Origin of the sequence: Acetobacter syzygii (genome assembly GCF_000964225.1) — a bacterium.
Taxonomy (GTDB): Bacteria; Pseudomonadota; Alphaproteobacteria; order Acetobacterales; family Acetobacteraceae; genus Acetobacter; species Acetobacter syzygii.
In genome coordinates this window covers 96,633-108,894 of sequence record NZ_BAMZ01000005.1, presented here as the reverse complement: position 1 = coordinate 108,894, position 12,262 = coordinate 96,633, and the positions used below count along the sequence as shown (strand labels likewise).

The 12,262-nt window shown below is 53.6% G+C and carries 8 protein-coding genes; 1 reads left to right on the top strand and 7 read right to left on the bottom strand.

Annotation, left to right across the window (positions count from 1 at the left end; translation table 11 throughout):
• Nucleotides 1–58 precede the first annotated feature (58 nt).
• From tuf to rpoB, 5 genes are all read right to left on the bottom strand, one after another.
• A complete protein-coding gene (gene tuf, locus Absy_RS01625) occupies nt 59–1,249 on the bottom strand; it encodes an elongation factor Tu (RefSeq protein ID WP_048852976.1) in 1,191 nt (396 codons plus the stop codon).
• Between the two features lie 90 nt (nt 1,250–1,339).
• Nucleotides 1,340–1,816, bottom strand: a complete 477-nt coding sequence (rpsG, locus tag Absy_RS01620) for a 30S ribosomal protein S7 (protein ID WP_048852975.1) — start codon at nt 1,814–1,816, stop codon at nt 1,340–1,342.
• 14 nt (nt 1,817–1,830) lie between these two features.
• A complete protein-coding gene (gene rpsL, locus Absy_RS01615) occupies nt 1,831–2,202 on the bottom strand; it encodes a 30S ribosomal protein S12 (protein WP_003622698.1) in 372 nt (123 codons plus the stop codon).
• Between the two features lie 342 nt (nt 2,203–2,544).
• Nucleotides 2,545–6,720, bottom strand: a complete 4,176-nt coding sequence (gene rpoC, locus Absy_RS01610) for a DNA-directed RNA polymerase subunit beta' (RefSeq protein WP_048853064.1) — start codon at nt 6,718–6,720, stop codon at nt 2,545–2,547.
• Between the two features lie 93 nt (nt 6,721–6,813).
• Complete coding sequence (gene rpoB, locus Absy_RS01605; RefSeq protein ID WP_048852974.1) at nt 6,814–10,986, bottom strand: DNA-directed RNA polymerase subunit beta; 4,173 nt, start codon at nt 10,984–10,986, stop codon at nt 6,814–6,816.
• 59 nt (nt 10,987–11,045) lie between these two features.
• Here rpoB and Absy_RS01600 point away from each other — a divergent pair, with 59 nt between their 5' ends.
• Nucleotides 11,046–11,186 (top strand): hypothetical protein, encoded by a 141-nt coding sequence (locus tag Absy_RS01600; RefSeq protein WP_158319833.1) that lies wholly within the window; start codon nt 11,046–11,048, stop codon nt 11,184–11,186.
• A gap of 13 nt (nt 11,187–11,199) precedes the next feature.
• Here the strand turns inward: Absy_RS01600 and rplL are convergent, their stop codons facing one another.
• A complete protein-coding gene (gene rplL / locus Absy_RS01595) occupies nt 11,200–11,574 on the bottom strand; it encodes a 50S ribosomal protein L7/L12 (protein WP_048852973.1) in 375 nt (124 codons plus the stop codon).
• A 98-nt stretch (nt 11,575–11,672) separates the two neighbouring features.
• Nucleotides 11,673–12,191: a 50S ribosomal protein L10 gene (rplJ, locus tag Absy_RS01590; protein WP_048852972.1), complete on the bottom strand. Its 519-nt coding sequence runs from the start codon at nt 12,189–12,191 to the stop codon at nt 11,673–11,675.
• Between the last annotated feature and the right edge of the window lie 71 nt (nt 12,192–12,262).

Sequence of the window (12,262 nt, the reverse complement as noted above, 5' to 3'; positions counted from 1 at the left end):
AAGTAAGACCCCGACCGCATTACCAGCCGGGGCCACTCAGTCTCTAATCCCTTATCGATTACTCGATAATGGAGGCAACAACGCCTGCACCAACGGTACGGCCACCTTCGCGGATAGCGAAGCGGAGACCTTCGTCCATGGCGATAGGAGCAATCAGCTCCACTTCCATGGCGCAGTTGTCACCAGGCATAACCATTTCCGTGCCTTCCGGCAGGTGCACAACACCCGTCACGTCAGTCGTACGGAAGTAGAACTGCGGACGATAGTTGGTGAAGAATGGCGTATGACGGCCACCTTCTTCCTTCGTCAGGATGTAGGCTTCAGCTTTAAACTTCTTGTGCGGCGTAATGGAACCGGGCTTAGCCAGAACCTGACCGCGCTCAACGTCTTCACGCTTTGTACCACGCACCAGAGCGCCGATGTTGTCGCCTGCTTCACCACGATCAAGCAGCTTACGGAACATTTCAACGCCCGTAACTGTGGTCTTGACGGTGTCTTTCAGACCAACGATTTCAACTTCGTCACCGACGTTGATCACGCCACGTTCGACACGACCGGTCACAACCGTACCACGACCGGAGATGGAGAACACATCTTCGATCGGCATCAGGAACGGACGATCAACCGGACGTTCTGGCTGAGGAATGTAGGAATCAACCGCATCCATCAGATCTTTAACGCGGTTTTCACCAACTTCCGGATCACCATCTTCCAGAGTAACCAGAGCAGAACCCTTGATTACCGGAATATCATCACCAGGGAACTGGTAGGAGGACAGAAGTTCACGAACTTCCATTTCAACCAGTTCAAGCAGCTCAGGATCATCAACCTGATCAACCTTGTTCAGGAAGACCACCAGAGCCGGCACACCAACCTGACGAGCAAGCAGGATGTGTTCACGGGTCTGAGGCATCGGGCCGTCGGCAGCAGACACAACGAGGATTGCGCCGTCCATCTGAGCCGCACCCGTGATCATGTTCTTCACATAGTCAGCGTGTCCGGGGCAGTCGACGTGAGCATAGTGACGGTTTGCGGTTTCATATTCCACGTGAGCGGTGGAAATTGTGATGCCGCGAGCGCGTTCTTCAGGGGCCGCGTCGATCATGTCGTATGCTTTAAACTCAGCACCGCCGGTCTTTGCCAGGGTCTTCGTAATAGCAGCCGTCAGAGACGTTTTACCATGGTCAACGTGACCAATGGTGCCGATGTTACAGTGCGGTTTATTCCGCTCAAATTTAGCCTTAGCCATTGTTTACTCCATGCCCCAAAAAATATCCGGGATGCAGTTGTTATAAGCGCCTCAATCCCTCGACAAGAGGGAAAGCAGAACTTTCACGGATTACCAGCGATAATGACTGAACGCCTTGTTGGCTTCAGCCATACGATGCGTATCTTCACGCTTCTTCACAGCCGCACCACGATTGTTCACGGCATCCAGAAGCTCGTTGGACAGACGATCCTGCATGGTGTTTTCACCACGCTTGCGTGCAGCGTCGATGACCCAGCGAATAGCCAGAGCCTGACGACGGTCAGCGCGCACTTCAACCGGCACCTGATAGGTCGCACCACCAACACGGCGGGAACGAACTTCAACAGCCGGCTTTACGTTGTCCAGTGCGTTATGGAACAGCGCGATCGGATCGGACGCAGCACCATTGCGACGGGCCATGGCGTCAATCGCACCATAGACAATCTTTTCCGCAGTAGACTTCTTACCGTCGAACATCAGCGCGTTCATAAAACGCGTAATGACGACATCTCCGAACTTCGGATCGGGAAGGATCTCGCGCTTAACAGCACGATGACGGCGACTCATACCTTAACTTCCTCTTATTTCGGACGCTTGGCGCCATACAGCGAACGACGCTGACGCCGCTTGGCGATACCCTGCGTATCGAGAACACCGCGAAGGATGTGGTAACGAACACCCGGCAAGTCCTTCACACGACCGCCGCGGATAAGCACAACACTATGCTCCTGAAGGTTGTGACCTTCACCAGGAATATAGCTAACCACCTCATAGCCATTCGTCAGACGCACCTTGGCAACTTTACGCAGTGCGGAGTTAGGCTTTTTCGGTGTCGTCGTATAAACGCGGGTGCAAACACCGCGCTTCTGAGGGCATCCCTGCAGAGCGGGCACTTTGTTCCGCTTAACCGCAGGCTTACGCCCCTTGGCAATGAGCTGGTTGATGGTCGGCATGCGCCTTTCCCGATCCTTACACAGTTCGGTCGGCCAACCGCATTCCCTGCGACTGCCGACTTTCATTAAAAAGATCCCATCAGGTAACAACCCGAATGGGGCTATATCGGCATCCGGCTCCGCTTCCCCCCGGAAGCCAACCGCATGCTAAAACTCATACAGAGAACCTGAGTGCTTCACTCATCCACATAGATGAGCAGAGCTGAGGGCTGCTAACTACCGCTACCCCCGCAGGAAGTCAAGCTTTACCCCGCGATTCTCTCACTCTCCCACTCCCCACACATAAAAAAAGGCCGGAGCAATGCTCCGACCTTTTTTATTAACACGGCCTGCCTCAGTATTTTATTCAGCAGCCGTACGACTAACGCGCTGTTTGTCCTGCTCTGCTGCAATCGCACGCAGGCGCTTCATCACGCTGCCTGTCCCAGCTGGGATCAGGCGACCAACAATCACGTTTTCCTTCAGCCCCATCAGCTTATCGACCTTTCCTGCCGTAGCAGCTTCAGTCAACACGCGAGTTGTTTCCTGGAAGGATGCTGCAGAGATAAACGACTGGGTCTGCAGCGAGGCTTTAGTGATCCCCTGCAGAACTGGCATGGCCAGCGCAGGACGTTCACCTGCATTGAGGCACTTGGTATTCTCGACGTCGAATTCCAGTCGATCAACCGTTTCACCAATCAGATACGTGGTATCACCCGGCTCCAGAATTTCAACTTTCTGGAGCATCTGACGAACGATGACCTCAATGTGCTTGTCATTGATTTTCACGCCCTGCAGACGATACACATCCTGAATTTCGTTAATCAGGTAATCGGACAGAGCCTCAACACCCATCACTTTCAGAATGTCATGCGGCACGCGAGGACCATCGACCAACGGATCGCCTTTTTCCACAAAGTCACCTTCCTGAACGGAAATGTGTTTACCTTTGGGAATCAGGTATTCCTGCTCGTGGCCTGTTTCATCGTTCTTCACCACAATCCGGCGCTTGGACTTGTAGTCCTTGCCGAATTCAACACGCCCTTCCATTTCTGCAATAATAGCATGATCTTTAGGACGCCGGGCTTCAAACAGTTCAGCCACACGTGGCAGACCACCGGTAATGTCGCGTGTTTTAGACCCTTCACGTGGCAGGCGGGCAAGAACGTCACCGGCATTCACTTCTGCGCCATTTTCAATGGACAGCAGTGTTTCTGGTGACAGGAAGTAACGGGCTTCTGCACCGTTATCCAGCTTCACCACTTCGCCGTTGGCATCCTTCAACTGCAAGCGAGGCCGCAGATCCACACCTTTGCCTGCCTGCTTATAGTCAACTACGACCTTGGACGTCAGACCGGTCACTTCGTCCATACGTTCGACGAGCGTAATGGAATCGATCAGGTCAAGATATTCGACCTTACCGGCTTTTTCCGTAATGATCGGCAAGGTGTAGGGGTCCCACTCAGCCAGTTTCTGGCCACGAGCCACTGTCGCACCTTCCGTGGTCAACAGACGCGCACCATACGGCACACGGTAGCGGAACTTTTCCACACCTTTTTCGTCGGTCAACAGAATTTCACAGTTACGCGCCATAACAATCGGCACGTTCTGACTGTTCTGCACCACGTTGCGGTTACGGATGACAATCTTACCATCGCGTGACGCTTCAATCATGGACTGTTCAGCACCACGCTGCGCAGCACCACCAATATGGAAGGTACGCATTGTCAACTGCGTGCCGGGTTCACCAATGGACTGAGCAGCAATAACGCCTACAGCTTCACCAATGTTTACCGGTGTGCCGCGAGCAAGATCACGCCCATAGCAACGACCGCAAACGCCCACGCGGCTATCGCAAGTCAGCACGGACCGGATATGGACAACTTCCACACCCGCGCTTTCAATACGTTCTGCGTCAGCTTCATCAACAAGCTGATTGCGAGGCGCAATAACCTGCCCCGTAGCCGGGTCCACAACATCAGACGCAAGCGTACGACCAAGGATACGTTCAGACAGGGAAGCCACGACTTCACCACCGTCCATAACGGCACGGACCGTAAGGCCGCGCTCGCTACCGCAATCCTCTTCGATAATAATGCTGTCCTGTGCGACGTCCACCAGACGACGGGTCAGATAACCGGAGTTAGCGGTTTTCAGAGCCGTATCTGCCAGACCCTTACGGGCACCGTGAGTAGAGGTAAAGTAATCGAGAACCGACAGGCCTTCCTTAAAGTTGGCAATAATCGGCTGTTCGATAATTTCACCCGATGGTTTGGCCATAAGACCACGCATCCCGGCAAGCTGCTTCATCTGGGCCGGCGACCCACGGGCCCCGGAGTGGCTCATCATCCACACGGAGTTAATGGGTTTACCAATTTCCTGACGGGAAATTTCTTTGGTCATCGCAGCCTGCACTTCATCCGTGCAACGCGACCACGCATCGACAACCTTGTTGTAACGTTCGCCTGCGGTAATCAGACCATCCTGATACTGCTGTTCGAACTCTTTAACTTCAGCTGCAGTCCGATCAACCAGTTCTTTCTTTTCTGCAGGGATGATCATGTCATCCTTACCGAAGGAAATACCGGCTTTTGCAGCATGGCGGAAACCAAGCGCCATCAACCGATCACAGAAAATAACAGCTTCTTTCTGCCCGCAGTGACGATAGACCGTATCGATCACGTCCGACACAGCTTTTTTGGTCAACTGGCGGTTGATCAGGGAGAACGGAATGGTTTCATGCTTGGGCAGGATTTGTGCGATCAGCACACGACCAGGTGTCGTTACAGCGGTTTCATAAACACGCTTCCCATCGGGCCCAACCTGCTCGAAGCGTGCACGAATTTTATCGTGTAGCTTCAGAGCGCCAGCATTAAGTGCGTATTCCACTTCTCCGATGGACGAGAAAGACGACGCGCCAGCCTTAACCAGTTCCCCCGTTGTTTCGTCATACTCATTACGGTCTGGTGTGGCTTTGAATTCAGGCGTTTCGAGGCTGAGGTAATACAGACCCAGAACAATATCCTGAGATGGCACAATAATCGGCTTACCGTTAGCCGGGCTGAGGATGTTGTTGGTGGACATCATCAGCACGCGGGCTTCAAGCTGGGCTTCCAGGCTCAACGGTACGTGAACAGCCATCTGGTCACCGTCAAAGTCCGCATTGAAGGCAGTGCAGACCAGCGGGTGCAGCTGAATGGCCTTCCCTTCGACCAGTACAGGCTCAAACGCCTGAATACCAAGCCGGTGCAGAGTCGGTGCGCGGTTCAGCAGAACCGGATGTTCGCGAATAACTTCTTCGAGAATATCCCATACTTCCGGACGCTCTTTCTCCACCATGCGCTTTGCAGCCTTGATGGTGGTGGCGTGACCGTATTTTTCCAGCTTGGCGTAGATGAAAGGCTTGAACAGCTCCAGCGCCATTTTTTTGGGCAGACCGCACTGATGCAGTTTCAGCTCAGGCCCCACCACAATGACCGAACGACCGGAATAATCAACACGCTTACCAAGCAGGTTCTGACGGAAGCGCCCCTGCTTACCCTTGAGCATATCAGACAAGGATTTGAGAGGACGTTTATTAGCACCTGTAATGGCACGGCCACGACGACCGTTATCAAACAGGGCATCCACGGCTTCCTGCAACATGCGCTTTTCGTTACGCACGATAATATCGGGCGCACGCAGTTCCATTAACCGCTTCAAACGATTGTTACGGTTGATAACGCGACGGTACAGATCGTTCAGGTCGGAAGTCGCAAAGCGACCACCATCCAGCGGCACAAGCGGCCGCAGTTCCGGCGGAATAACCGGCACCAGATCCAGAATCATCCATTCTGGACGTGCTCCACTTTCGGAGAACGCTTCAACCAGCTTCAGACGCTTGACGAGCTTTTTGCGCTTGGCCTCAGAGGTTGTTTCCTTGAGAGCCTGACGCAGTTCAACCTTTTCAGCATCGCACTCAATGCGTTCAAGAACTTTCTTGATCGCTTCAGCACCGATACCGACTTCGATCCCTTCTTCGCCGTAATCATCCATCGCGTCGAGATACTGCTCTTCGGTCAGGAGGGAATACTGCTTGAGGGGAGACGTACCGGGTTCAAGAACAAGATAGTTCTCGAAATACAACACTTTTTCCAAGTCTTTAAGCGTCAGATCAACCATAAGGCCAATGCGGCTTGGCAGAGACTTGAGGAACCAGATGTGCGCGACCGGACTTGCCAGCTGGATGTGCCCCATACGCTCACGGCGGACTTTGGCCAGCGTAACTTCCACACCACATTTTTCGCAGATAATACCGCGGAACTTCATCCGCTTGTATTTACCGCAAAGGCATTCGTAATCCTTGATCGGACCAAAAATCCGGGCGCAGAACAGACCATCGCGTTCCGGCTTGAATGTACGGTAGTTAATGGTCTCGGGCTTCTTGATTTCACCAAACGACCATGACCGGATCTGCTCGGGAGATGCGAGCTGAATCTTGATCTGGTCAAAGGTCATTGCCTGGCCAGTCTGGCCAAGAATTTTCATGAGTTCATTCATGTGCAGAAGCCCCCAAAGGGAAATGGAGCGCTGGAGCAATGGCTCCAGCCTCCTTCTTGAAATAAGTACGGATTGTGGCGGGGAAGATCACCGTTAGTTAGCCCCCTGCTCCAGCTCCACATTCAGACCAAGGGATTTGAGTTCCTTGATCAGCACGTTAAAGCTTTCCGGAATACCGGCTTCAAAGTCATCCTGTTCGCGCACGATTGCTTCATAAACCTTTGTTCGGCCAGACACGTCATCCGACTTCACGGTCAGCATTTCCTGCAACGTGTAGGCAGCACCGTAAGCTTCCAGCGCCCAGACTTCCATTTCCCCGAACCGCTGACCACCAAACTGCGCCTTACCACCCAGCGGCTGCTGCGTAACAAGCGAGTATGGCCCAATGGAACGAGCATGGATTTTGTCATCAACAAGGTGATGCAGCTTGAGCATATAGATGTAACCAACGGTCGTCTTACGTTCGAAGTGCTCGCCCGTCCGCCCGTCAATCAACTGCGACTGACCAGATTTATTAACGCCTGCTTTTTCCAGCATGGCTTCAATATCGGGAATAGACGCACCATCGAACACTGGCGTTGCAATGGGCACACCCTTGCGCAGGTTGTTTGCCAGTTCCACCAGTTCGTCATTGTTCATGTCGGCAATTGCGTCTTCATAGACCTTATCGCCATAAACGTCTTTCAGACGATCCAGCAGATCCTGACGTTTTTCGCCGGTGCGCTGGTAATCATCCACCAGTTCACCAATTCCACGACCAATGTTGGCACAGGCCCAGCCCAGGTGGGTTTCCAGAATCTGCCCCACGTTCATACGTGATGGCACACCCAGCGGATTCAGCACCAGATCAACAGGCGTGCCGTCTTCAAGGAACGGCATATCTTCAACTGGAACCACACGGGAAACAACACCCTTGTTCCCGTGACGACCGGCCATTTTATCGCCCGGCTGAAGCTTACGCTTAACGGCAACAAATACCTTGACCATCTTCATCACGCCCGGCGGCAGCTCATCACCACGCTGGAGCTTTTCAACCTTGCTTTCAAAGCGCGCCTGAATACGGGCAATGGCCGCATCAAATTCACGCCGCAGGGTTTCCAGCTCCGCCATAACGCTATCAGAGGTCACCACAATATGGCGCCAGGTCGGACGAGGCTGTTCGTCCAGAACTTCCTGCGTGATCACCGTGCCGGAACGAATGCCTTTGTAGCCTGCACCGGCAGTCTGATCGAGCAGTTTTTCCCGCAGACGGCTGTAGAAAGAACGCTCCTGAATAGCACGCTCGTCATCACGGTCTTTGGCAAGACGTTCAATTTCTGCACGCTCAATGGCCATGGCGCGTTCGTCCTTATCCACGCCACGGCGGGAGAAGACACGAACATCAACAATGGTGCCTGTTGTGCCAGGCGGCAGACGCAGAGAAGTATCCCGCACATCAGAAGCTTTTTCACCGAAGATGGCACGCAGAAGTTTTTCTTCCGGTGTCATCGGGCTTTCACCCTTTGGTGTGACCTTACCGATCAGAATATCGCCAGGGTTAACCTCTGCACCCACATAAACAATGCCGGCTTCGTCGAGATTGCGCAGCGCTTCTTCCCCAACGTTAGGGATGTCGCGTGTGATTTCTTCCTGACCCAGCTTGGTATCACGTGCCATGACTTCGAATTCCTCGATATGGATCGAGGTAAAGACGTCATCCTTGGCAATCCGTTCGGAAATCAGGATGGAGTCTTCGAAGTTGTAACCATTCCACGGCATAAACGCGACAAGCACGTTACGACCCAGAGCCAGTTCACCCAGCTCCGTGGATGGACCATCGGCAATAATATCACCCACACTTACCTGATCACCAACATGGACCAGCGGACGCTGGTTAATGCAGGTGGACTGGTTGGAACGCGAATATTTGCGCAGACGGTAAATATCCACACCCTGCGTGGCGCCAGAAGCATCGGTGGAACGCACAACAATACGCGCACCATCAATCTGGTCCACAATACCGTTGCGTTTGGCTACGATGGTTGCCCCGGAATCCCGGGCAACTGCGGCTTCCATACCTGTACCAACCAGCGGAGCATCGGAGCGCACCAGCGGCACAGCCTGACGCTGCATGTTGGAACCCATGAGCGCACGGTTCGCGTCATCGTTCTCAAGGAACGGGATGAGTGCGGCAGCAACCGACACAAGCTGCTTGGGAGAAACGTCACACGCCGTCACTTCGGTCGGCGGCACCAGACGGAAGTCACCATTACGACGAACCGAAATCAGGTCATTGGTCAGGACACCCTGATCATTCACCTCGGCATCGGCCTGAGCAACAACCAGCTTTTCCTCTTCCATTGCGGAGAGGTACTTCCAGCCGTCCTGCAGAACACCGTCTTTAACCAGACGATAAGGCGTTTCAATAAAGCCGTATTTATTAACCTTGGCGTAGGTTGCCAAAGAGTTGATCAGACCAATGTTCGGGCCTTCAGGCGTTTCAATCGGGCAAATACGACCGTAATGAGTTGGGTGAACGTCACGAACTTCAAACCCAGCGCGTTCACGCGTCAGACCACCTGGCCCAAGCGCTGAAAGACGACGCTTATGCGTGACTTCCGACAGAGGGTTGGTCTGATCCATGAACTGGCTGAGCTGGGAAGAACCAAAGAACTCACGCACAGCAGCAGCAGCAGGTTTGGCATTAATCAGGTCATGCGGCATGACCGTATCAATATCCACAGACCCCATGCGCTCACGAATGGCGCGTTCCATACGCAGCAGACCAATGCGATACTGGTTTTCCATCAGTTCGCCCACGGAGCGAACACGACGGTTACCCAGATTATCAATATCATCAATCTGACCACGACCATCTTTCAGGTCACACAGAACCTTGATGGTACGCAGAATATCGTCTTTGCGCAGAACACGCACAGTATCTGGCACATCAATGTCCAGACGCATGTTCATTTTGACACGACCAACGGCCGACAGGTCGTAACGGTCCGCATCAAAGAACAGCCCCTGCAACATGGCTTCTGCAGTTTCTGCCGTTGGCGGCTCACCCGGGCGCATAACGCGGTAGATATCGATCAGCGCCTCATCACGGCCGCTGTTTTTATCTACGGTCAGCGTATTACGGATCCACGGCCCTTTGGCGGAATCTATCGCCAGTACCGGCAGCTCGTTAATACCGGCTTCTTCCAGAGCAGCGAGACGCGCTTCGGTGATTTCCTCACCAGCTTCACCGTAAATTTCACCCGTGTTCATGTTGACCATATCGTGCGCAATAAAGCGCCCAATCAGATCAACTTCACCCACCAGCACTTCACGGGTTTTTTCAGCAATTTTGCGAACGAGGCGTGCGGTCAGCTTTGTTTCAGCATCTGCAACGACTTCACCCGTTTCCGCATCCACCAGAGGTGCCAGCAGCTTGAGACCACGGAAAGAATCCGCATCAAACGGACGGGCCCACCCTTTGGCGGATTTAGTGAAGGTTACCGTATCGTAGAAGTAGCCAAGAATTTCGTTGGCATCCATGCCCTGAATATCCAGAGCATCCACATCCCCACCTTCGGCCAGCTTGGCTTTGCGTGCAGCAGCGGATGCGGCACCTTCCAAAGCATACAGCAGGGTGGTGACGGGCAGCTTACGCTTACGGTCGATACGGACGTACAGCAGGTCTTTGGCGTCAAATTCGAAGTCAAGCCACGAACCACGGTAAGGAATCACCCGCGCGGCAAACAGATATTTGCCCGAAGAATGCGTTTTGCCTTTGTCATGATCAAAGAACACACCGGGAGACCGGTGCATCTGACTGACAATCACGCGCTCGGTACCATTGACAATAAATGTACCGTTATCGGTCATGAGCGGCATGTCGCCCATGTATACCGGCTGTTCCTTGATGTCGCGAATGGAACGGGACCCCGTGTCCTCATCCACATCCCACACGATCAGGCGCAGAATAACTTTGAGCGGTGCCGAGAATGTCAGACCGCGCTGAATGCACTCTTCAACATCGTATTTGGGATCTTCAAATTCGTAGCTGACGAATTCAAGACGACCACGCCCTGCGAAGTCATTAATTGGGAATACGGAGCGAAAAACCTCCTGCAAACCCGTGGGCATACGCGCATCAGGCGACACATTGGCCTGAAGAAACGTCTCGTAAGACGCGCGCTGCACATCTATCAGGTTCGGCATCGGGGCGATTTCGGGAATCCGCCCGAAACTCTTGCGAATCCGCTTCCGTCCTGTGAACGATTTGGTGATTGCGTTCATCGTCGCTCCTGCCCCGCCCTTATCTCGGACCATCAGGCTCGTGGTCTGCCGCGAGCCTGATGGTCCGACCTATTTCGGCCAAAACCAAACCGGATTTACCCGGCTACCTGCTCCAGATCAACCTGAAACAGGCAAACGGGCAGAGGTATACACCCCCACCCGAGAACCTCAATTTCCTTTCCCCCAACCAGTTTGGTTGAGATCAAGGCAATCTTACTTAACTTCGACGGTTGCGCCGTTATCTTCAAGAGTCTTCTTGATTTTGGCAGCTTCGTCCTTGCTGACGCCTTCCTTAACAGTCTTCGGAGCGCCTTCAACCAGGTCCTTAGCTTCTTTCAGACCCAGACCCGTGATGCCACGGATTTCTTTAATCACGTTGATCTTCTTTTCGCCAGCGGCGGCCAGAATAACCGTGAATTCGGTCTGCTCTTCAGCAGGAGCAGCAGCAGCGCCCGGAGCAGCAGCAGCAACTGCAACAGGAGCAGCAGCGGAAACGCCCCACTTTTCTTCGAGCAGCTTGGAAAGTTCAGCAGCTTCAAGAACGGTCAGAGCGGACAGTTCGTCAACAAGCTTAGCAAGATCAGCCATAGTCAGACTTCCTAATATAAACACTGGTTAGCAAAACGCAACCTTCACACAAAGGCTACGCGTATTTCTTGTACACACCCCAATTTGGGATTGTGTGGTCAGGCAGCTTCACCCGTTTTGGCATAGGCCCCAAAAACACGTGCAAGCTGGCCAGCCGGCGCCTGAACAACACTGGCGATGCGCGTAGCGGGCGTGGAGATAAGACCCACGAGCTGCGCGCGCAGCGTGTCGAGCGACGGCAGCTCGGCCAGAGCCTTGATTCCAGCTACATCGAGTACCTGAGAACCAAGAGAACCGCCAAGCAGCTCAAGCTTGTCATTGGTTTTGGCGAACTCAACGATCACCTTCGCCACTGATACAGGTTCGTCCGCCCACGCAAGCGCGGTCGGCCCCGTCAGCAGCGGCGCGATGCCGCTGAACTGGGTCCCATCCAGGGCGAGAGTTGCCAGCCGGTTTTTAGCAACCTTGTAGTTTGCACCCGCTGCCCGCACCTTGCGCCGCAGATCCGTCACATCAGCCACGGTCAACCCGTTATTACGGGTAACCACAACCATGGACGTTTCGGCGAACACGGCGGCCAGAGAGGCAACAAGGGCCTTCTTTTCCGTACGGTCCAAATCCCGTCTCCGTCTTGTTCCATCAGATTTAAACCTGACAGAACGGGTTGCCCTTTAGATTCTGCAACAAA

What these genes read in the sequence shown, in the direction of transcription:
- tuf (WP_048852976.1), bottom strand. Translation starts at nt 1,249, where the DNA reads ATGGCTAAGGCTAAATTTGAGCGGAATAAACCGCACTGTAACATCGGC.
- rpoC (WP_048853064.1), bottom strand. Translation starts at nt 6,720, where the DNA reads ATGAATGAACTCATGAAAATTCTTGGCCAGACTGGCCAGGCAATGACC.
- rpsL (WP_003622698.1), bottom strand. Translation starts at nt 2,202, where the DNA reads ATGCCGACCATCAACCAGCTCATTGCCAAGGGGCGTAAGCCTGCGGTT.
- Absy_RS01600 (WP_158319833.1), top strand. Translation starts at nt 11,046, where the DNA reads ATGGTCCGACCTATTTCGGCCAAAACCAAACCGGATTTACCCGGCTAC.
- rplL (WP_048852973.1), bottom strand. Translation starts at nt 11,574, where the DNA reads ATGGCTGATCTTGCTAAGCTTGTTGACGAACTGTCCGCTCTGACCGTT.
- rpsG (WP_048852975.1), bottom strand. Translation starts at nt 1,816, where the DNA reads ATGAGTCGCCGTCATCGTGCTGTTAAGCGCGAGATCCTTCCCGATCCG.
- rpoB (WP_048852974.1), bottom strand. Translation starts at nt 10,986, where the DNA reads ATGAACGCAATCACCAAATCGTTCACAGGACGGAAGCGGATTCGCAAG.